Raw genomic sequence first — 22,467 nt, 5'->3', positions numbered from 1 at the left:
ACCGTAAAAATAGTATTAATTAGTCACATTTTCTTATCCGTAAATGGATATATCCAAAATAGTTCTCTTTCTGATTACTCGATAGCTTCTGAAATTCCAACTTCATACTCTCATTTCAGTTCTTTCACAAACTATCAAATCATTACCACATACCATGTTACCCCAACCAGTAGAACAAAAAGAAGAAGAATATAGATTGCAGATAAGTTTTTCACATTTCTCTTTGTAGACTTTCCATAATTCTCCTCCACGTTTCTTGCAACTAGTACAGTCCCAAATAGCGATACAATTACAATAATAACGACTAGTGAAATTGCAAAACTCATTATCTTTTCACCTCTCTAAGACCCATCTATTTTAATTAAAGAACTTACATAAAAACCTTCCTCTTTAAAACGTTGATAACATACTACCTTTCTTCTCTTATCATAATAGATGTTTGTAAAAATCGGACCAACCACTTTCGCGTTTTTTTGCTCATCCACTTTAAAAATAAAAAGCAACTGATCACTTAAGACCAGTTGCTTTTTCGCAAGGTTAATTATATTCATTTTTCACTTAAAATTAATCCGATTTAAAAGTTTGATTTTTTCATAATGAAAAGTATCGTTCACACCATTTACAAAAAAGAACCTATGAAGGTCCTTTTTCGAATTGTACAACACAGCACTATGTTGAGTATCTTAAATTTTATACTAATGATAAAGTGAAACTTTAATCAGCCCTCACCAATCGGGCTTTTACGGGCGGCAGGCTCCTACCTAACTTCTTTGCTTCCTCTGAATTTTGAGGCAGGGGTCTTACTGCCCGGCAAATAGCGGGATAAATGTTAATAGACTTATTCTTCAATAATGAATTGTGAAATTAGCATTTCTAAATTTTCGACTTTCTTTTTCATTTCATTAGATTTCGTCGTTATTTCTTGAATCAATGTGGCTTGTGCTTGAATTGATTGTACCGTTCGATTCGTTTCTTGTGCGACTTGTGTTGCAGTTTCAGAAACTATTGACAAAGAGGCATTTACTTCTTCTGTCCCAGCAGACATTTCTTCTGTGGCAGCAGACACTTCTTGAATTTGGGTCGTTATTCTATTAATATCTTGCATAATAGATGAAAATGCGAGTTCTGCCTTATGCGCTGCTTCTTTACCACCACTAGCCTGTTGTTGACCTTTTTTCATTACATGAACTGTATCCTCTGTATCTTGATGTATAAAACGTATTAAATTATTTATATCATTTACAGATGTTTTAGATTTCTCAGCTAGACCTCTTACTTCAGCTGCAACTACTGCAAATCCTTTTCCATTTTCTCCAGCACGTGCTGCCTCAATTGCAGCATTTAAAGCAAGTAAATTCGTTTGTTCCGCAATATTAGTAATAACATCTAACGCTTCTTCAATTTGTTGTGTACGCGTAACAAGTCTATCAATGACCTTAGAAGTTTCTTCGACAACTTCATTTACGCTATTCATTTGATGAATAGATTGTTTTATAACTTCACTACCAAAATTTGCTTGGTCTATTGTTGCAACAGCAACTTCAGCAACCATCGCTGAAGATTCAGCTACTGTTTGAACACCAGTTGCAATTTCTTCCATTGAAGTTGAACTTTCTTGAATACTAGTCACTTGTCCCTCTATTTCTTTATTTATTTCAGAAGTAGTTCGAACAACCTCGTTTGATATATGTGCTGCCGTTTTCGTCTCTTGTAGCATATTTTCAGTTGAAACAATCACTTCTTTCGCCGTAACCTTCACCTGACCGACTAATTGTTGCAAGTTATCTAACATACTATTAAAGGATTGTACAATATGGCCTAATTCGTTCTCGGATTTATAAGAAGTTCGAATTGTTAAATCTCCAGCAGATACTCGTTCCATATCTTTTTGTAATAATACAATTGGTTTTTTTATAGCATTTTTTGTTATAAAACCAATAAAAATGATTATTATGATTCCAACAAATGAAATAATTACAAATGTTATGATTGTATTTTTCACACTATTAACATTCTCTTTTTGTAGCTGTTCAGCAGCATTATTATTATATAAAATAAGTTCGCGAATAGACTGAATTGTTTTTTCCATATTAGGGTCAATTTCTTTTAAATAATAGCTATAGGCTTCTTCATTATTAGTCAGTCCCAAATCCTGTGCTTTTTTCATTTGTACTCTTAAATCTTTAAATTGACTTTGAAACGCATTATACAAATCTTTTTCTTTATGAGAACTAATTCTAGTTTCAAATTGTTTTAACAGCTCATCATTTTCTTTTCTAGTCTTATCCATTTCTATTATGAGTTCTTTCATTCTTTTTTCATCTTTCGATATCATAATCTCCATAAAATTCATATTAACATGGTAAAAATTTGATTCTACAATTCCTATCCATTCAATTGGTAATAGTCTTTCTTCATACATACTAGAAGATGCATTTTCACCTTTTTGAAGCCCTAAAAACCCGAGTGAAGATAACATAATACAAGCCAAACTCGATATAATGACTAACACATTTAATTTCGTTCCAATTTTACTATTTTTAATAAAAGACAACAAAATCACTCCATCTATATATTATATTTTACTTGTTTTATATTACAACAACAATCGACATTTATCGACATTTTTTATTAATCTTATAATTATATTCGAAGAACTTGATTCTCATACTATCAAATACTAAAAAGTCTTATGGGAATTCCACAAGACTTTTAATAGAGTTATATTGTTTCTATGAAATTATGATAAAAATTAAAGCGACTTATTAGTTCTTATAACTTCTTGATAGAGAATCGGTGACCACTTATCACTAACATAATCTTGGATAACCCAACCAACTCTTTTTGGATTCTCTTGTTTAATATATGCCGCGATCTCGGGATTTATATAAGCCGCATAATAATATGGACTGTTCCATGCTGTACCACCAGAAGACAAGCTTGTAAAATTAATATATAGATGATTTGAATCCTCGCTATTATTCATCGTTTCATTCATCGTATCTTTAATAGATTTTACTTTCTCATCATAACTCACTTTATATTTATCTTGTACTGTTACATTTACATTTTGATTTACAGTTGTGGTAAACGTCTCATTATCTGGCCAATAAAAATTATTATATCCTCCAGATTCATTACTACCACTATATCTTTTTAGTAGTACAATTTTCCCACGAGCATCTCCAAGTTTTATATTTCCTTCTGTTTTTAAAAAGATAGGATCAACAAAATAATTTTTTTCAAACGTACTACTAAATGGACCTTCTGCCCCTTTCATATCCTCATACTCTTTTTTTAAAGACATAATAATCGTTTCACTCGGGTTATCTTTTAAAAATTGTTTCGCTTCGTTTATGAATTCATGCAGTGTTACATAAAGATATAATGGCCCATGATGAAGAACTATCGTATTATCATCTGTTAAACGTCCTCTTATATCAAAAATGCGAGCTCCATGGTCCATTTGATAGCGAAAATCATATTCTTGCGTCATTCCCCATACTTGCTTAATCGGATTTTGCAACTTGAACGTTCCACTATCGTGTGTTCCTGGAATTGAAATTCGTGATAACGGGATATTATCAGGTATAGGTTGCATCCATTTTGACCAATTTTCAAGCTCATTAACAGAGCTAGCTGCAACTACTCTCTTATCATGTAAAACAAATACAAATGTGATAAATATTGTACTACATATGAATAATTTCAAAATTAACTTTTTATTGCTCATTATTATCCCTCTCTTTTTCTGTTTTTATATCAAACTTATTGAATATAATATAAGCTAGTTCATAAAAAATAAATAACATTTCATCAATATGAAATATTGCATAGAAGTAAAGTTAAAAAATCATTCACATATACTAAATTAGAAAAATTTAAAGGAACTTCATCTGAAGTTCCTTTTACTTATTTTATGTTCAATACGTATGAACCATCTTTATTCTCATATTTATAGACGTATAAATAATATTTACCTGGCTTTGCATTATAAGTTCCTTTAACTACATTTCCTTCATTTTCACCATATGCTACATAGTTATTTAAATCTGATTCATGATGAAGTACCCATGTCATTCCGATATTTTGTTCATTTAGTAGAGAAATATTAATATTTTCCGGCGATTCAATTTGGAAAGTAAAAACATCTACTCTATCACTATTATGTAGCGTTCCTTTCACCGGTGTATGAAAGTTAACTTTATTTGCCTGTCTAGGCTCATTATTTGGTTCATTTTCTGTTACTTGTAATTCATTCCCACCGTTTGGTTTTCTTTGTTCATAGCCTAAGTTTACTAGTATAGACTTCAAATCTGGTAAAACACCAATTTTATCTGCATATGGATCTTTAGATTTTGTTCCTGTGCTCTGGTTGCTTAATATTGCTCTTAGTTCACTAGGTCTATATGGTTGTCCTAAATTTTCTTTAGCAATACTTTGTACTAAAGTCGCTGCCCCAGCAATAATTGGCGAAGCACTAGATGTTCCGCTAAAGCTTGAAGTATAAAGATTTACAGCACTTCTACTTTGCTCGGCTGTAGTTGTATCTACATTTTCTCCCCATCCGTACACATCAATACGGCTTCCATAATTCGAAAACCACATACGTTCATGAGGGAAAGATGAAGAGCCAGCTCCTACCATAATTGCACCCGAATCTTTAAAATCTTTACTATTACGATTTAAGACTTGCTTACCTTTTCTATCTTTGAACTGGTCTAAATCATTCCACCCATTTGCTCCAGCCTCTATAATTACAATCCCCTTATCTGTACCAGCACGAATTGCATCAAAGATATCTGGCTGTACTTCAACAGGTAAATATTTATCACCATATCCATCGAAAGATGCTTGCGCCTCTAACAATAAAACATCCCCAGCTTCTAACTGATTTACAGCGCTTAATATTCCATCAGCCGTATTATACTGTCCGTTATCTCTTATTTGAGAGATAACCTTTGCTTTCGCTTTTGGCGCAATACCAATATTCCCAACTTCATTGTCCTCAGAGGATACAATTCCTAGTACAGACGTCCCATGACCGACATGCTGATCTATATTTCTTCCAGACATTAATTCAATTTTTTGATGTAATAAATCCTCATGATTTAATAACCATCCGTATTCCATATCAACAAAAGTGATACCATTTCCATTACCACCTTGAATTCCCCAGGCGAAAGGCGCATTAATACCGTATGGGGCCGCTTCAAGATAACCTTGTTTTTTAAATCTAGGATTGTTATTAGGATTAAGAGCTACACTTGATGATTGCACTTCAGGTGGCATTATTTTCTCTTGTTTCTTCATATACGCATCTTCTATTAAAGAAGATGCCTTTAACTTATCTACTATTTCTTCTTCATACCCACTATTTTGATTTTGAAGAATATAGTAGTTTAATAAACTTGTAGATACATGATTAGGTGCTTTCACTTCAAGGTTTTGTATTTGTTCCGGGCTTACAGATGTGAATAAACGAGTAAATGTTACATCTGGATATTCTGTCAAAAGATCTTTTATTACTTTATCATTCGTTTGAGATTGTATTTGTTTTTCAATACCATCTTCATATGGCAAATCCAAATCCGCTTTAAATTTCACAATGATTTGCTTATCTGTTTCTTGTTCTATCCCTGATTTAATCTGCTGTTCTATAGAATCAGCATGTACACTATTGATAGTACCTCCTGTTCCTAAAAGTGTTGTAATGATTACAGTTGACGCACACACTTTTTGAAATATCTTCATTACATTAATCCTCCTATTAATAATAATTAATCATTATATTAATATATAATGATTTTATTTCTATAACGTATTTCTTTTCTACTAAATAGATTATAGTAATCAGAAATATGAACTTCAATGTATTTTCATATGCAATATTTCATATTCGGACTCTACACTACACGCATATGAAACTTATAGTGATTATTTATTTTATATGTGCTAATATACTTACATTAATATATTACGCATATATACATCCCAAACTACATTACTTAATAGTTTCACCTTAATTTTTTCTTAGGAGGATTTACAATGAAATTACTAAAAATCAAACATATAATCCCTTTATCTGCGGCTGCAATTACATTCGTATGTAGTCAAAGTACAGCTGAAGCTTCTACCATTCATACAGTAAAAAAGAACGATACACTTTGGGGCATTAGCAAACAATACGGAGTTTCAATACAATCCATTAAACAGGCTAATAATAAAGGAAACGATCAAACATTTATTGGCGAACAGTTACATATTCCAGGGTCCGTGAAATCAAATGAAATCACTGTTCCTCAAAACGCCAAGCCTGCGAACATTTCTGGACAAATTATTTATCAAGTACAACCGGGAGATTCATTAGAATCGATAGCAAAGCGTTACAATGTCACTGTCCAATCTATAAAACAAATTAACAATACAGTCGGAAATAAGCTTTATACAGGACAACATTTAAAAATCAACTCAAGCATTTCACAAAAAGAAAAAGACTTAATGGCACGCTTAGTTACCGCTGAAGCAGGTGGCGAATCCTATAAAGGAAAAGTAGCAGTAGCGAAAGTTATACTAAATCGTGTGAATGCAAAAGGTTTTCCAAATACAATAACAGGCGTTATTTATGAACCTATTAAATACGGATATGCATTTACTCCTGTTACAGATGGAAGAATTAATCAGCCTGCGAGCGCAGAAGCAAAAATGGCTGTAGAAGAGGCTATCTCCACAAATGGAGTACATTCTGACTGGCTTTATTTCTACAATCCAAAAACATCAACAGACAAGTGGATTACGACACGTCAAACAGTAGCAGTAATCGGTAACCATGTTTTTGCTAAATAAGATTTAAAATCATTAACAGACCTCTTCACTTAAAAGGTCTGTTTTTTTCTATGTAAAATGTTATTAATCATATGACATAGTTATTTTTTAAACTGTTTCTTCTTTCAAATAAAAATTTTTGTATTTACTCCACCACTCGTAGAAATTAATAAAGCATCAAGTTCAAAAACTCTCACTTTATTAATAAAAGCTATTTCTTAACTTCATAAAATTGTTATACACTAGAAAAATAAAAAACAAACTATTCGTTAGCAGGTGGAAGAATATGTATGATGTTACGATTATCGGCGCTGGAGTAAGTAGCATTTTTATGGCTTATTCACTAGCTAAAAGTAACAAAAAAGTTTTAATTCTTGATAAAGGTAAAGCGCTAGAAGAACGCCATTGTCCGTTAGACGAAGGAAAGGCGTGTAATTGTACTACATGTGATAAATATTTCGGGTTTGGTGGTTTAGGAAAATCTGAAGGGAAATTTAATTATACAAACGGATTTGGCGGAGAACTTGAGCAAAAAGTCGGTAAAGAGGGCTTTATACAACTCATGGCTGAAGTAGATGAAATTCTATGTCAGTTTGGTGGAAGTTCGGTTTCAAAATATTCTACTGAAAATTCAAGTCTCACTAAGAGAGCTGAAGCGTGTGGTTTACAAATACTAACAACAGAAGTAAGACATCTTGGTACTACACTTTCCAGTAATATTTTTCAGCAGCTCTATGACTTTTTACTTACGAAAATAAAGATCCAATTTCATATAGATGTACAACATATTCTGAAACAGGAAGATTATTTTACAATAGAGACAAATCAAGGAACAGTTCAAACTAAGCAACTAGTATTTGCAACTGGGCGCTCTGGGGCCGATTGGTTAAAAGAAATGTGCAGTTCCCTAAATATTTCTCAGAAGCAAACACGTGTAGATTTAGGAATTAGAGTAGAAATGAAAGAACATCAATTACGTTCTATATTAAAAGATACTTTTGAAACAAAACTTTCTTATCAAGGTGAGCATTTCACAGCAACTACTTACTGTATGAATCCAAAGGGACGCATCATTCGAAAGTACGAAGAAGGTTTAGTTATGCCTGACGGTCAAAATTTTCGAGAACACGGAACTGGCACTTCTAACCTAAATTTCACTTTATTTATTCCTCGCTATTTTCCAACTCTCAAAGAAGCAAATGTATACGCAAGTTCAATTATTAAAGGCATTAACCAAGGACGAGATCGGATTGTTATACAGCGCTTAGAGGACTTACTAAAGAAACAACCTACGGTGGAAAACAGCATGGAACATAATCGTATACAGCCTACACTACAGGGGGATTATGGAGATTTGAATCAAGAAATCCCTCAATTATATATTGAAGGGCTCAAAGAATTTTTATTCCGTTTAGAACAATTTATACAAGAGCCTATCGATCAACATACTTTACTATATGGAATTGATGGAAAGTTCTATGCTCCTACGATAAGAATTAATAATCATTTTGAAACTAGTATACATGGGCTATTTTTAATTGGAGATTGTTCAGGCGTTACGCATTCATTATCTCAAGCAGCTGCAAGTGGTCTGTATGTTGGAAAGTACTTATCTGACATTTAATTTCTATCATTAAAATGTCAGTCAAATATTTTCAATTTCAAAACACTTTACTTACATATAGTAAAAGTATATTAATAAGCCCCCTATCCTTCCCAGCTAATGATTAACCGACAAAAAATCGGGATTTTACAAAATACATGTGTAATATAACTGTATAATTAAAACGATTGGCATTCAATTCTAATAAATTGAATGTCAACAGTTTTAAAAGTCTCTATCCATTTTCACCTTTATTTGTTCGATATTTTGTAACATCATCATAGTGTTTAATATGATAGGATGTCTATAAGTCAATTTCACTACAACTATGACTTGTTCTGCCCGTTTCTCAAAAAGAGTTATATTTATGCTACTACGCTTTAAAAATCCCCATTGTATATATATGAATACTTCAAATTATTCCCTTTAGAAAACAAAGTCTAAATGGTTCATTACACTCTAATAGTTATAAAAACATAATATATAACTTTAGTTAAATAAATTATATAAAGAAGGTGTAAAAATGAATAACAAAATAAATTTACAAATGCAAAATATAAGTTTTGTTATAATAATGGCTTTAGCAGTATGGTTAAAAACATATCTTATTACGCGATTCAGTTTTGATTTAAAAATCGAGTCTTCAACGCAAGAGCTCATTTTGTTTATTAGCCCTCTAGCCGCATCATTAGCATTTATTGGATTAGCATTATTTGCAACTGGTGAAAAGCGAAATTATATAGCGCTCTGTATTAATTTCTTATTAACAATCGTGCTTGTTGGAAATGTAATGTTCTATGATTTTTATAGTGATTTCGTTACATTACCAGTACTTGGACAAACCTCAAACTTTGGCCAATTAGGCGCCAGTATTATAGAAATATTAAACTACAAAATTATACTCGCATTCGTAGACATTGTTTTCTTCTTTATTCTATTAAAAAAGAAATCATTGGTCTTTAAAACAGAACGTGTAACTCATTCTACGCGCTTGTTATACTTTCTTTTAACGATTGGTGTATTCTTTGCAAATCTACATCTTGCAGAAAAAGAGCGCCCTGAATTATTAACAAGATCATTCGACCGAGTCATGCTTGTCAAAAATTTAGGCTTATATACTCACCAAGTATACGACTTAACACTGCAAGTAAAAGCTGGGTCACAAAAAGCACTTGCTGATAGTAGTAAATTACAAGAAACTGAAAACTACGTAAAAGCAAACCAAAGCGAGCCAAACCCTAATATGTTTGGTGCAGCGAAAGGAAAAAACGTAATTGTCGTCACTCTTGAATCCTTGCAGACCTTCTTAATAGGCGCATCAGTGAACGGGCAAGAAGTTACACCATTCCTAAATGAATTCATAAATGAAAGTTATTACTTTGATAACTTTTTCCATCAAACTGGTCAAGGGAAAACATCTGATTCTGAATTTCTAATCGATACGTCGTTGTATCCATTAAATCGAGGAGCTGTATTCTTTACACACGGTAACAATGATTATACTGCAACTCCAGAAATTTTACGTCAGCAAGGTTATTTCACTTCTGTATTTCATGCGAATAACGCAACATTTTGGAATCGTAATATTATGTACTCCGCTCTTGGTTATGACCGTTACTATAATGAACTTGATTACAAAATCACGCCAGAAACAAATTTAAATTGGGGATTAAAAGATATCGAATACTTTGATCAATCAGTAGATATATTAAAAACTGTTAATCAACCATTCTATGCTCGTTTCCTTACTTTAACAAACCATTATCCATTTACGTATGATGAAGATACAAAATTCATTGAACCATACAACTCTGGTAATGGCGTATTTGATCGTTACATCGTAACAGCACGTTACTTAGACGAATCCATAAAAAAATTTATTGAACGTCTAAAGGCCGAGGGGCTTTACGATAATTCTATTATTGTGTTATACGGTGATCATTATGGCATTTCCGAAAAACATAATCGTGCAATGGCACAGTTTTTAGAAAAAGATCAAATAACAGAATTTGACACTTTAAATTTACAACGTACACCTTTATATATTCATATTCCTGGACAAACAGAAGGTCAAACTATTTCAAAGCCTACGGGACAAATCGATATGAAGCCTACTATTCTAAATTTATTAGGTGTTGATTTTACGAATGATATCCGTTTTGGCCATGATATGTTTTCAGATGAATATACTGGCTTTGTTGTTTTACGTGATGGTAGCTTCGTTACAGATAAGTATGCATACAAAAACAACACTTTCTACGACCGTATAACGGGTGAAATTGTGGATTTACCAAAAAAAGAAGCTCAAGCCCTCATTAAACGTGCACAAAATGAATTACGAATGTCTGACAAAATTATTGAAGGCGATTTATTACGTTTCTCAGAAAGCAATAAAATTAAAACTGGCGAAGTACAAACTAAAATTAAAGAAACAGAAAAATAATCTATATGAAAAAGGAGCAACTTATTACAGTTGCTCCCTTTTACTTTTATTCTACACTTGTTTCTAAAGCTACATCTGTATAGGTATTATCATTACCTATATTTAAAATTACTTCACATTGACGCAATCTCAATTCAAAGAGCATGATAGAATCATGATAAACTTCAGGATTTGATTTCATTTTATGTAACATCTCTTGTTTTTCTTGTATTTCTAATTGCGTATTTTCTACAGCTTGCTTTAAGGAGTTAAATGAATTCCTAAAGAATATATTAATATCTCGCTCTTGTGTGTTTTCAAACAGCTCAAATTGCAAGAAAAATTTCTTCATAATAGAAGCCGTTACTTCAGTATAATCTTCATTTTCTACATACTGTTTATATTTGTTATATAGCATAGATTTATTTTTAGGAAGAACTCCAAATAATTTACCGGCACTTTTTAGTAAAAATTGTGCTGGCGTAAATCGACGTAAAATATTTACTTCATCCATTTGTATTCTAGTCGTCATCCTGTCAGTATCTCTGCGCCAGTCATCAAGCACTTTAAAGTCACATTCTAACTGTATTTTATTTTCTCCAAATAGTGAATTAAGCCCTTCACTAAGTTCTTCTAAATACGTTTGACTTTGAAGAAGCTCATTATTAGAAGTTGCAATCCAATTTTGCATAGAAAGAGCAAGATTAGGTAATACAGTTTGTTCTAAATATTTATGCACTCTTTCATTCATTGCTTTATTTAGTTCCGTATCCATGTGTCCGAAATCACTTTCTTCACTAATTAAATTAGAACAGCTCTTTAATATCTTCGGAATATTTTCGGTAAGATCATTTGTAATTTCAGTCTTCATTGAACGATATGATTGTGTAATGAAATGAATTTTTTCCCTCTCAAATGTAGTAAGGTTATTAATGCTACCGTTTAGTTTCACTAGCATATCTTCATTCCAATTAATCGCATCCACTAAATTATTTTCTTTCTCAACGCGTTTATCCAAAAGATATGTAATTGTTTTTCGAATGAAGAACAATAGCTTTTCAGTACGTTCTGCATCCATATTTTTATGATTAAAGTTAAAATGAATAAACTCAGTTAAATCATTTAATTGTTGACTACTTGTATATAGCGAAGAGTAAGGGAAAATTCTCGCTTGCGGGAAATATGTGTTTATTCTCGCTTGCGTATCATATAATACTCTTTTCACTTCTGCTTCACTGTATATGTTATCGATTTTATTTAATAAGAAATGAATTTGTAAATTTGGTGTATGTTCTTGAATGCTTAATAGAATGTCACGTTCTTTGTCAGTAAAAGGTGAATCCGCATTCAATACGAATAGTAATTCGTCTACAGAATTCAAATATTCGAATATTTCATCTCTAGTGTCGTTATTCCTATTAAAGCCAGGTGTCACTACAAATGTAAGTTTATTTTCATTTAAAAATCTGCATGGTAATTTAAATTCAACACATGCTCTATCTCTATATGTTTGATGGTGTTGAGACATCATATTATAGTAATCAGAGACATCTTCCGTTGTTGTAATTGCAGAGTCTGTTATGGCATTAATTTCTGTATGAGCATCATTTTTTAAAACTACTACATTTGAAATTGATTTTTCTAATATATTTTCTCCTAATATAGAGTTAATAAATGTAGTTTTTCCGTTCCCTGAAGTTCCTGTTACTAAAATACGATTTGTTCTTAAATCTGCGAGCTCGTCAACTAACCATTTAAATCGGTGACCTATTTCTATATTCTGCTTTTGTGCCCACTGTGTAATAGATTCAAAAAGGTGTAAGCTGTACTCTAAGCCATTTACATGATTAATAGAATGTGACAGTAAGTTTTCCGCATGTTCTATATTTGCTGAATCTATTTTGGAAGGGAAAATCTCATCCCATGCCAATACAGCTGCAGATGGAAATACAGCATAAGATGGATTGACTACCTTTAACCAGTTTGCTAACAGATTTGGTATGATATCGTTTAATTGTCTAAGCGTATATTGACCTTGAATTAATGCAAAGTACGTTTCTTCGTAAAGTGCAGAAACTTTGTTCCATATATCAGACGATTGTATTTCAATATGTAAGAAAAATTCATTTATTGTATTAAGCCATAATAAGTAATTTTGTTCATTTCTATAACTGTTCCAAAGTGATGAAACCATTTGCGTAAATTGTACTTGATCTACATTATTTAATGTAACTAATGCATCATAAAAATAATCTGGTGAAATATGTTTAGTAAATCCTTTATCGATATATCCTTTTAACACCTCAAACCACGGATACGATTCTATTCGAATTAACTCATTCACAGCAAGCTCTACTGCACTATCAAAATCTTGTTGTTCCTCATAAAAGGAACGGGCAATTTTTGTTACATTCGGATAATCAGGATTTAAAGAAACTGCTTCTTTAATAACACCGAAAGCTGAGTCAAAATTATTTTGCTCAATGTAAAGAGAAAGTAATTGTAGCCTAATTTCGGTCATCAATATTTTATTATCAGTAGTAATAGAAGTATAAATGTTTTCAGCAAATGATAACTGATTAAGTTCAAAATAAGCATCCGCAATATTTTTTTGTGCCCATGGTGCTAATTCATTACTAACCTTCTCCCATTTAAAAATAGCTGCTTCAAAATCTTGATGACGATAATAAAATTCACCTTGCGCAAAACGAATATAAGACCCATCAGAAATCTCATTTTTTTCTTCGTTTACATAAGCTTGTCCAAGTACGTCAAGAGTTGGCTTTGTTTCATTCTCCATTAGGAATGTCTCATAATACATCTTTTTTATTAATTGTTTTTCTAATCTCATCTTTTCCCCCACTATATCTTGAAAATACATTTTTAAGATATATCAGTACTTTTTGTATGTATGCTTTTTATCTTAACAAAGAATATCTTTTGGAAAATTTCATTTTCCTTTCATTTTTCAAGTTAGATTGAATTTTTATGAGAAAAATTTCAGTTTTTTTTCAATTCCCTTTCAGTTATGAAACAGCATTAAATGTTCCTAATAACCTAATAACACTATAATATTCCACATTATATTATCAGGAAAACCCCATATAAACCATATTATAAAAACAATCTATAACGAATTTATATGCATAATTCACTGTGCTGTCAAACAAAAAAACAACAATAGGAGCCAACATCTATTCATACCATTTCTTTCTCAAATTGTTTTCCTTTAAAATGTTTCAGTAGTTATGTAATTAAATTCCATTAACCTATATAAATAACTAGTCCAAAAAAAATCTATATGCATATCATGTTATAGTAAAGAATTTAGGAAATCCTAAAAGGAGGCATTTTCATGTTTGAAGATAAATCTAAAATAAACTACCCATATGAATTTACTGAAACTACAACAGTTCCTCTAAAGAACCCCATTGATAAAAAATTCAAGAACGGCTCTGGTACACATACTTTCCCAATTAAGAAGCATTATAAAGAGCAAGTTCTATACACTGAAAAAATCAATAATAATAAAAATAAATAATTGTATAGACCCTTATAACAATTAGCCAAATAAGAAGCAACATTTAACCATGCATAGTTATTTGGTTAGTAATGTAGAAATCTTTATTAGACAATTCATGCACCTTTTAAAAAGTGCTGTATACAGCGCTTTTTTATACATAGATAAATTTAAGCTAACGCAACCAAGAAATAAACTGTAAAATTACTCCACCATATTTTCGTTTAACAATTAAATCTACATATGAAAAGGGAGCAACAGTAAATGTTGCTCCCTTTTGAAATATAATTTTATTCACTCTACATAACCCTCTTAAACATCTTCTCCAACTCATAAGTAGAATGATGCACAAGAATTGGTCTTCCGTGCGGGCATGTGTACGGGTTTGTTGTTGTACGTAGTTCTTCCAGTAAAGCAAATATTTGATCGTTCGTTAAATATTGATTCGCTTTAATGGATGCTTTACAGCTCATCATGATAGCTGCTTCTTCACGTAACTTCTTAATATCAACTTTTTTTAGTTTAACAACTTGCTCCATCATTTCATCGATAATTTCTGTTTCTTGTCCTTTCGGGAACCACGTTGGATGCGAGCGGACGATAAAGGATTGATGGCCAAATTGCTCCAAGAATAGACCAACTTTTTTTAGTTCTTCTAGTTGCTCTTCGACACGTAAAAATTCAGTAAGAGATAAATCGATGCGGTACGGTACAAGTAATTCTTGTACTTCTTGCGCTACCCTTCCTACTTTATCACGAAAGTATTCATAATTAATACGTTCCTGCGCGGCATGCTGGTCAATCATATATAAGCCTTTATCATTTTGAGCGAAAATATATGTTCCATGCATTTGTCCAATTGGATAAAGCGGTGGTAAGTCATTCCCGTTCATTTCAATCTCTTTTATTTCCCGAACTTCTTCTTCTAATTCCTCTAGTTCAAAGTCCTCTTCGTTACTGTCCCACGATTTCTTTTCTTGAATTGGCTCTTCAATTATCGGTTTAGTGGATGGTTGCCAACTTTGTTCTTCTCTCACGAGTGACTGTGGTGGTTGCCATTCTTGCTTCGGTGGTTGCCAAAGCTGCGCTGGCTGTTTTACAGCCTCTGGTTCTTCTTGTTTTGCATCCATGCCAGTCGGTAAAACGATGTCCGGCATAGATGGTTCTTTCGGCTTCGCATGCTCAAACTGGAACTGTTCTTGCACACTTTCGTCTTTTTCTTTTTTCTTCGTTGTTACACCTGCATCTGGAATAAGCTGTATTTTTTTAAATGCCGCTTGCAATGTTTCTTCGATCAGCTTTAGTAATTCCTGTTCTTTACTAAAACGAACTTCTAATTTCGCTGGATGTACGTTAACATCAACTAGCATTGGATCCATTTCAATCGATAAGAAGCCAATTGGATACCGGCCAACTGGCAGTAATGTATGGTACCCTTGCTGAATTGCTTTCATTAATACAAAGTTTCGAACGTAACGACCATTTACAATTGTTGACATATAATTACGAGATGCTCTCGTTACTTCTGGTAATGTTACATAGCCTTTAATTGTAAAGTCTAAAGATTCGGCTTCAATTGGAACAAGCTTCTTCGCAACTTGAATACTGTAAATCGATGCAAGTACTTGTCTTACATCACCGTTACCTGACGTATGAAGCAATTTCTTTTCATTATGAAACAGTTTTAACGATACTTCTGGATGTGACATTGCAATACGATACACGATATCTGTAATATTTCCGAGCTCTGTATGAATGGTTTTCATATATTTAAGACGTGCTGGAGTATTAAAGAATAAGTTTTGTACTGTAATATCTGTTCCTTTTCGGCTCGCAGTCTTCTCTTGCTTTATAATGTCTCCACCTTTAATAATAAGGTGTGTACCAGGCGCATCACCTGTGCTAGTAATTAATTCTAATTCACTAACTGAAGCAATACTCGGCAATGCCTCACCGCGGAAACCGAGTGTTCTTATGCGGAACAAATCGTTTTCATCTTTAATTTTACTCGTTGCATGACGTTCAAAAGCGACGATACAGTCTTCTTCTGCAATACCATCACCGTTATCAATGATACGAATTTTCGATAACCCAGCTTCTTCTAAGTGGATTTCAATAGATGTACTATTCGCATCGATAGAATTTTCCACAAGTTCTTTTACGACTGAAGCAGGGCGCTCTACTACTTCCCCTGCCGCAATTAGGTTAGAGAGTTGATCATCGAGTTTGCGAATTTTCCCCATCTACTTACTCATCCTTTCTTTAACTTTTTCTGTAAGCGATACAATTCGTTCATCGCTTCTAAAGGTGTCATATCAAGTAAATCAATTTTTTTAATTTGCGCAAGTACTGCCGTTTCTTTTGCATCTAGAACTGGCTTGTCTTGTTTTTTCGAAGACTGCTCTGCGCCAAAGAACGATAGTTGTGATTCTTCTTCAGCCTCTACTTTCGTCTCTTGTATTTCTACTGGTTCTTCTTTTACAACTACAGCATCTGGAGTAACTTCTTGTACTTTCACTTCTGTACGCTTTGGAATAATAATTTCTTCCTGTCCTTCTAGTTGTGCTAACACTTCTTTCGCACGAGCGATTAAGCTATCTGGAAGCTCCGCAAGTTGCGCAACGTGAATACCGTAACTCTTATCAGCTGCTCCATCTTGAATTTTATGAAGGAATACTACTTTTCCATTCTCTTCAATTGCTGAAACGTGTACATTTTTCAGTTGATCTAAACTCTCTTCTAACACCGTCAATTCGTGATAATGCGTAGAGAATAACGTTTTTGCACCAATTTGGTCATGAATATGTTCAATAATCGCTTGTGCAAGTGCCATACCATCATACGTAGATGTACCGCGTCCAATTTCATCGAATAAAATTAAGCTTCTTTCAGATGCGTTTGCAATTGCATTTTTCGCTTCTAACATTTCGACCATAAATGTACTTTGACCTGAAATTAAATCATCTGCTGCACCAATTCTCGTAAAGATTTGGTCAAATACAGGTAATACTGCTTCTGTTGCTGGTACGAAACAACCGATTTGCGACATAACCGTTACAAGTGCTAATTGTCTCATATACGTACTTTTACCAGACATGTTCGGCCCTGTAATTAAAAAGACATCCATATTCTCTGGCATAATACAATCATTCGGTACATACAATTTCCCGTTCAATACTTTTTCAACGACAGGATGACGACCATCTTTAATAAAGATTTCGCGCTTTGTTGTCAGTACAGGTTTTACAAACTGTTCTTCTTCACTAACTGTCGCAAAACTTTGCAGTACGTCTAATTCACTAATTACTTTCGCTAAATGTTGTAATTTCGGAATAAATACTTTTACTTCTTCACGAAGTGCTGTAAATAAATCGTATTCTAGCTGTACAATCTTTTCTTCAGCTTCTAAAATTAACGTTTCTTTTTCTTTCAGTTCATCTGTAATGAAACGTTCAGCATTAGCAAGCGTCTGTTTACGCTCATAGCGACCTTCTGGAAGTGCTGCAAGATTCGCTTTCGTTACTTCAATGTAGTAACCGAAAATACGGTTGTATCCGATTTTTAACGATTTAATTCCAGTAATATCACGTTCTCTTTTTTCAAGCTCGGCAATCCACGTTTTCCCGTTTTTACTAACGTAACGATATTGATCAAGCTTGTCATTATAACCATCTTTAATAATATCTCCATCTTTAATCGAAAGCGGTGGGTTTTCTTGAATACTTCTTCCTAGTAATTCTGTTAAGCTTTCACATGGATCTGCACCTTGAATTAATCTCGATGCATAAGCGTTATCTAACAAACTAATTGCTTCTAAAATAGCTGGTACTTGAAGTAATGAACGTCTTAATTGTAATAAGTCTCTTGCATTTACGTTACCAAATGCAACTTTTCCTGCTAAACGTTCTAAATCATATACTTCTTTTAACTTTTCTTTTAAATCTTCACGTAAGAAGTAATCATTTACAAACGTTTCAACCATTTCTAAACGCTCTTCAATTCTTTCTTTCTGTATAAGTGGACGTTCCATCCACTGTTTTAACATACGACCACCCATAGCTGTTTTCGTCTTATCCAATAACCATAATAGTGATCCTGTTTTTTCTTTCGTTCGAAGTGTTTCTGTCAGTTCTAAATTTCGCTTTGAATGTACATCAATTTTCATAAATTGATTCGTATAATAAATTTCTACTGGTTGCAAATGATCTAAAGAACGTTTTTGCGTTCTTATTACATAGTTAAATAAACGTCCAACTGCTTTAATTAATTTTGCTTGTGAAACATTTTTCACAAGATGTTCTAATCCTTCCGGAATTGCCGTTGCATCTTCATACGAAATCGTCATTTTCAATGTTTCAGTTAACTTGTTTAGTTCATCTTTAGAAAATGAAGAATCAACAACAATTTCTTTCGAACCAGTTGCATACACTTCTAATAAAATATCTTCTACTGAACCAGTCAATAACGTTACTGTATTTTGTCCAGTCGTTAAGTCGTTACAAGCTAATGCATATGATCCATCTTCAAAATGTGTTAATGCAGCTAAGAAGTTGTTTTCTTTCTCATCAATTGTACGCCCTTCCATCATCGTTCCTGGCGTAATTAATTGTACTACTTCACGACGTACTACACCTTTAGCTGTTTTCGGATCTTCTACTTGCTCACAAACAGCTACTTTATATCCTTTTTCAACAAGTTGTTCAATATAGTTTTTAGCCGCATGATACGGTACACCGCACATTGGTATACGTTCACTACTACCGCCATCTCGGCTCGTTAATGTAATTTCAAGTTCATGAGCTGCTTTTACAGCATCCTCAAAGAACATTTCATAAAAATCGCCTAAGCGAAAAAATAAAAAGGCATCTTGATAATCTGCCTTAACCTTTAAATATTGCTGTATCATAGGCGTATATTGAGTCATACTTTTCCTCCATAATTCTTACATGATAATCTATTTTCATATATGTCGCATTTCACGGACACTCTTATCTCCTATTTCAGGAGTCTTTCTTCATTATAACATATTTCATAAAGAATCATGTTCATTCAGCGCCACTTATGTAAAGTAAAAAGCTAGGAAGAACTTCTCCCTAGCTTTCTATTACTCTTCTTCTGCATCAACGATAAAGTTTGGATCTAATTCTTCAAATTCATCATCAGCAATTTGGAAATCATCATCTGATTCTACGCAGCCTTCAGGATTTACACTTACACAAATTTTCGTTTCTCCAACTACTTCTGTTACAAATTCACGTTCTACAGTTACAACAATTTTATTACCATTTGGTGATACAAGTGCTTCTAAACAATTTGGCGGCTGAATAACACGAGCAATAATTTCTAAATCGTCACCAGAAAAGTTTTTATCACGATAACCAATACTTACTTCGTCCGTGTAGTTCACACGTTCTGTTACAACTTCAGTCTTTGTATTTCCATCAAATGAATACCAAGTGTTCACATCATAGAAACCTTCAATTTCCACATGCTTTCCATTCTTTCTTGCTTCGTACGAGTGGTTAATTACCCAGCACCCTAAAATACTTGTTGGTTCATTATTCGATTCACATGTATGCGTTGACTTTGTATACTTACGTCCTTTTCCAACCACTGCTTTTGTAATAATCTCTCTAAATTCGGACATTCGTAACCCTCCTCAATCACTATTCACTTAATCATATGCGTGACAATAGCGGAATGTGTCATTCTTTTTTTGAGAAGAACTTACGTTTAATCCACAAAAAAAAGAGATGTCAATATGACATCTCTTTAACAACCACAATTTCCTTTTTTACTTTCTACCGCTGCGCCAGTTTCACCCTTTAGTACATCGCCACCAGTTGAAATTAATATTTCATCTGTTACGTTGTTAGAAATTGTACTAGCAACTAACTGTAATAAGTCATTTACGTATGTTTGTGAAGATTTAAATTGTTGTACGACTGGAATACTGTCTAACTTATCTTGCAATGCATCAATTTCAGCTTCTACCTTTTTTAAAGCTTCCCATTTCCCGTAATGTTGCAAGTTTACAGCTTGTTTTTGCAGTGCTTTAATTTCATCGATTGCGCGCTTTACATTTTCATTTTTATGAATTTGCGCCTCTGCTTTCTTAAAAAAATCAACTTCTTCTGTTTCAGAAATCATTTTTGCTAATTCTTTCGCTTGTTCAACAATGTCATCTTTCGAATATACTTTCATCTATTATTTCACCTCAATCGGCTCTTCAACTAATTCCCCGTTAAGAGACCAAGTTTTTGCTTCCGTTACTTTTACTTTCACAAGCTGACCAATTAAAGATTTTGAAGCGACGAAGTTTACAAGTTTATTCGTACGAGTATAACCTGCAAGTACTTCCGGATTATTTTTACTTTCCCCATCAACTAACACTTCTACAATTTGACCTTTATAACGACTATTCTTTTCAATTGCCAACGTATTTACTAGTGTATTTAAGCGTTGAAGACGTTCTTTCTTCACTTCCATCGGTACATTATCTTTCATTTTTGCAGCTGGTGTACCTTCGCGAGGAGAATAAATAAATGTAAAGGCAGTATCAAATCCTACTTCACGATATAACGACATCGTTTCTTCAAATTGCTCATCTGTTTCATTTGGGAAACCAACGATAATATCTGTCGTTAATACTGCATCTGGAATTGCTTCTTTAATTTTTCTTACAAGTTCTAAATAATGCTCACGCGAATATTTACGCGCCATAATTTTCAGCATATCTGTACTTCCAGATTGAACTGGTAAATGGATATGTTCTACTAGGTTGCCACCTTTGCCAAGCACTTCAATTAAGTGATCATCGAAATCACGTGGATGACTCGTTGTAAAACGAATACGGGCAATATCAACTTTACGGAGCTCGTCCATTAAATCGCCAAGACCGTATTCTATATCTTCAAAGTCTTTACCATATGCATTTACGTTTTGTCCAAGTAACGTAATTTCTTTATAACCATTTGCAGCTAAATGACGAATCTCTTGGATAATATCTTCTGGACGTCTGCTTCGCTCTTTTCCTCGTGTATACGGTACAATACAATACGTACAGAACTTATCACAGCCATACATAATATTTACCCAAGCTTTAATGTCACCACGACGTACTTTCGGAAGGTTTTCAATTACGTCACCTTCTTTTGACCATACTTCAACTACCGTCTCTTTCGAGAACATCGCATCTTTTAGAATGTACGGTAATCTATGAATATTATGCGTTCCAAATACCATATCTACATGCTGATTTTTTTGCATAATTTTATTTACAACAGATTCTTCTTGAGACATACAACCACATACACCAATTAAAAGGTCCGGATTTCTTCGTTTGAGTGACTTTAAATGGCCTAGTTCACCAAACACTTTATTTTCAGCATTTTCACGAATCGCACAAGTATTTAATAAAACTACATCTGCATCCTCAGTTGAAAAAGTTGGTTCATATCCAAGCGTTGTGAAAATACCTGCCATTACTTCCGTATCATGCTCATTCATTTGACAACCATATGTACGAATATAGAATTTTCTTCCTGTACCAAAATTGCGAAACTCTTCAGGTAAGCCAAAATCCCGTTCAATTTTAACTTCTTCTTTCCCCCGCTTTTTCGCATCCTTTAAGGAAGGTGGTTGATATACACTTTCAAAGTATTTACTATAATCTTTCTCTTCTTTTTTCGTAGAGGAATTTGCTTGTTGACTTGCTAATCGTTGTTGCTCGTTCATCGGTAATCTCCTTTCACCCTTAACTATACATACTCTATAGTCCATTTTAATGCGCCTAGACTCACCTCAAAAATGGTTAGATAGCTTGAGAGATAACTTGTCCTTTGAAACTTGAGTAATCAATCTAATCATTCATAAGAATGAAGTCTTCCCCACGCAAATAGACATTCCCTTTTTATCATTTCTTGTTGTCCTACCCAAAAGCATATTGCTTTATCCCTATAAACATTACCATAGTATGATGTATTTCGCCAATTTTAACAATAAAGAGGTCCTTTATTATCTTACATTTCATAAGCAATGAACTTGCTATTTTCATACAACGATTTATATATTATTTTACCATTCTGAATTTTCTAA

Annotated in this window: 15 protein-coding genes; 4 read left to right on the top strand and 11 right to left on the bottom strand. The window is 33.2% G+C overall.

Features of this window, described 5'->3' with window-relative positions; all coding sequences use genetic code 11:
* Positions 1-134 precede the first annotated feature (134 nt).
* The 5 genes from ACTFRH_RS18035 to ACTFRH_RS18015 all read right to left on the bottom strand — a co-directional run bounded on the left by ACTFRH_RS18035 (position 135) and on the right by ACTFRH_RS18015 (position 5,754).
* Positions 135-326 (bottom strand): hypothetical protein, encoded by a 192-nt coding sequence (locus tag ACTFRH_RS18035; RefSeq protein WP_000006462.1) that lies wholly within the window; start codon positions 324-326, stop codon positions 135-137.
* 15 nt (positions 327-341) lie between these two features.
* On the bottom strand, positions 342-551 hold the full coding sequence (locus tag ACTFRH_RS18030; RefSeq protein WP_001021517.1) for a hypothetical protein: 210 nt from the start codon (positions 549-551) through the stop codon (positions 342-344).
* A gap of 287 nt (positions 552-838) precedes the next feature.
* Positions 839-2,554, bottom strand: a complete 1,716-nt coding sequence (locus tag ACTFRH_RS18025) for a methyl-accepting chemotaxis protein (protein WP_000008147.1) — start codon at positions 2,552-2,554, stop codon at positions 839-841.
* A 198-nt stretch (positions 2,555-2,752) separates the two neighbouring features.
* Positions 2,753-3,733, bottom strand: a complete 981-nt coding sequence (gene plcA / locus ACTFRH_RS18020) for a phosphatidylinositol diacylglycerol-lyase (RefSeq protein ID WP_000066299.1) — start codon at positions 3,731-3,733, stop codon at positions 2,753-2,755.
* A gap of 179 nt (positions 3,734-3,912) precedes the next feature.
* Positions 3,913-5,754, bottom strand: coding sequence for a S8 family peptidase (locus ACTFRH_RS18015; RefSeq protein WP_000689215.1), 1,842 nt, complete (start codon positions 5,752-5,754; stop codon positions 3,913-3,915).
* A 294-nt stretch (positions 5,755-6,048) separates the two neighbouring features.
* Between ACTFRH_RS18015 and ACTFRH_RS18010 the strand changes: the two genes are divergently transcribed.
* The 3 genes from ACTFRH_RS18010 to ACTFRH_RS18000 all read left to right on the top strand — a co-directional run bounded on the left by ACTFRH_RS18010 (position 6,049) and on the right by ACTFRH_RS18000 (position 10,871).
* Complete coding sequence (locus ACTFRH_RS18010; protein WP_000771012.1) at positions 6,049-6,846, top strand: cell wall hydrolase; 798 nt, start codon at positions 6,049-6,051, stop codon at positions 6,844-6,846.
* A gap of 265 nt (positions 6,847-7,111) precedes the next feature.
* Positions 7,112-8,449 carry an NAD(P)/FAD-dependent oxidoreductase gene (locus ACTFRH_RS18005; protein WP_000272415.1) on the top strand — a complete coding sequence of 446 codons (1,338 nt, stop codon included), beginning with the start codon at positions 7,112-7,114 and terminating at the stop codon, positions 8,447-8,449.
* 502 nt (positions 8,450-8,951) lie between these two features.
* Complete coding sequence (locus ACTFRH_RS18000) at positions 8,952-10,871, top strand: LTA synthase family protein (RefSeq protein WP_001060334.1); 1,920 nt, start codon at positions 8,952-8,954, stop codon at positions 10,869-10,871.
* 46 nt (positions 10,872-10,917) lie between these two features.
* Here the strand turns inward: ACTFRH_RS18000 and ACTFRH_RS17995 are convergent, their stop codons facing one another.
* Positions 10,918-13,701 carry a dynamin family protein gene (locus ACTFRH_RS17995; RefSeq protein ID WP_001235315.1) on the bottom strand — a complete coding sequence of 928 codons (2,784 nt, stop codon included), beginning with the start codon at positions 13,699-13,701 and terminating at the stop codon, positions 10,918-10,920.
* A 504-nt stretch (positions 13,702-14,205) separates the two neighbouring features.
* On the opposite strand from ACTFRH_RS17995, the gene ACTFRH_RS17990 reads away from it, so the two are divergent.
* Positions 14,206-14,391 carry a hypothetical protein gene (locus ACTFRH_RS17990; RefSeq protein ID WP_000461135.1) on the top strand — a complete coding sequence of 62 codons (186 nt, stop codon included), beginning with the start codon at positions 14,206-14,208 and terminating at the stop codon, positions 14,389-14,391.
* 278 nt (positions 14,392-14,669) lie between these two features.
* Here the strand turns inward: ACTFRH_RS17990 and mutL are convergent, their stop codons facing one another.
* The 5 genes from mutL to miaB form a co-directional block, all read right to left on the bottom strand.
* Positions 14,670-16,613, bottom strand: a complete 1,944-nt coding sequence (gene mutL, locus ACTFRH_RS17985) for a DNA mismatch repair endonuclease MutL (RefSeq protein WP_000516462.1) — start codon at positions 16,611-16,613, stop codon at positions 14,670-14,672.
* An 8-nt stretch (positions 16,614-16,621) separates the two neighbouring features.
* The gene (gene mutS / locus ACTFRH_RS17980) at positions 16,622-19,294 is read right to left on the bottom strand and encodes a DNA mismatch repair protein MutS (protein WP_000196024.1); all 2,673 of its coding nucleotides are present in this window, start codon (positions 19,292-19,294) and stop codon (positions 16,622-16,624) included.
* 180 nt (positions 19,295-19,474) lie between these two features.
* Positions 19,475-20,017 carry an outer spore coat protein CotE gene (cotE, locus tag ACTFRH_RS17975; RefSeq protein WP_001288799.1) on the bottom strand — a complete coding sequence of 181 codons (543 nt, stop codon included), beginning with the start codon at positions 20,015-20,017 and terminating at the stop codon, positions 19,475-19,477.
* 125 nt (positions 20,018-20,142) lie between these two features.
* Positions 20,143-20,574 (bottom strand): RicAFT regulatory complex protein RicA family protein, encoded by a 432-nt coding sequence (locus ACTFRH_RS17970; protein WP_000870461.1) that lies wholly within the window; start codon positions 20,572-20,574, stop codon positions 20,143-20,145.
* Positions 20,575-20,577: 3 nt separating this feature from the next.
* Positions 20,578-22,107: a tRNA (N6-isopentenyl adenosine(37)-C2)-methylthiotransferase MiaB gene (gene miaB, locus ACTFRH_RS17965; protein ID WP_001005391.1), complete on the bottom strand. Its 1,530-nt coding sequence runs from the start codon at positions 22,105-22,107 to the stop codon at positions 20,578-20,580.
* Between the last annotated feature and the right edge of the window lie 360 nt (positions 22,108-22,467).

The sequence above is a fragment of the Bacillus cereus group sp. MYBK216-1 genome (genome assembly GCF_051916495.1).
Taxonomy (GTDB): domain Bacteria; phylum Bacillota; class Bacilli; order Bacillales; family Bacillaceae_G; genus Bacillus_A; species Bacillus_A thuringiensis_K.
This window is presented reverse-complemented; position numbering and strand designations above follow the sequence as displayed.

What these genes read in the sequence shown, in the direction of transcription:
- ACTFRH_RS17990 (WP_000461135.1), top strand. Translation starts at nt 14,206, where the DNA reads ATGTTTGAAGATAAATCTAAAATAAACTACCCATATGAATTTACTGAA.
- ACTFRH_RS18035 (WP_000006462.1), bottom strand. Translation starts at nt 326, where the DNA reads ATGAGTTTTGCAATTTCACTAGTCGTTATTATTGTAATTGTATCGCTA.
- mutS (WP_000196024.1), bottom strand. Translation starts at nt 19,294, where the DNA reads ATGACTCAATATACGCCTATGATACAGCAATATTTAAAGGTTAAGGCA.
- cotE (WP_001288799.1), bottom strand. Translation starts at nt 20,017, where the DNA reads ATGTCCGAATTTAGAGAGATTATTACAAAAGCAGTGGTTGGAAAAGGA.
- plcA (WP_000066299.1), bottom strand. Translation starts at nt 3,733, where the DNA reads ATGAGCAATAAAAAGTTAATTTTGAAATTATTCATATGTAGTACAATA.
- ACTFRH_RS18010 (WP_000771012.1), top strand. Translation starts at nt 6,049, where the DNA reads ATGAAATTACTAAAAATCAAACATATAATCCCTTTATCTGCGGCTGCA.
- ACTFRH_RS17995 (WP_001235315.1), bottom strand. Translation starts at nt 13,701, where the DNA reads ATGAGATTAGAAAAACAATTAATAAAAAAGATGTATTATGAGACATTC.
- miaB (WP_001005391.1), bottom strand. Translation starts at nt 22,107, where the DNA reads ATGAACGAGCAACAACGATTAGCAAGTCAACAAGCAAATTCCTCTACG.
- mutL (WP_000516462.1), bottom strand. Translation starts at nt 16,613, where the DNA reads ATGGGGAAAATTCGCAAACTCGATGATCAACTCTCTAACCTAATTGCG.
- ACTFRH_RS18005 (WP_000272415.1), top strand. Translation starts at nt 7,112, where the DNA reads ATGTATGATGTTACGATTATCGGCGCTGGAGTAAGTAGCATTTTTATG.
- ACTFRH_RS17970 (WP_000870461.1), bottom strand. Translation starts at nt 20,574, where the DNA reads ATGAAAGTATATTCGAAAGATGACATTGTTGAACAAGCGAAAGAATTA.
- ACTFRH_RS18030 (WP_001021517.1), bottom strand. Translation starts at nt 551, where the DNA reads ATGAATATAATTAACCTTGCGAAAAAGCAACTGGTCTTAAGTGATCAG.
- ACTFRH_RS18000 (WP_001060334.1), top strand. Translation starts at nt 8,952, where the DNA reads ATGAATAACAAAATAAATTTACAAATGCAAAATATAAGTTTTGTTATA.
- ACTFRH_RS18015 (WP_000689215.1), bottom strand. Translation starts at nt 5,754, where the DNA reads ATGAAGATATTTCAAAAAGTGTGTGCGTCAACTGTAATCATTACAACA.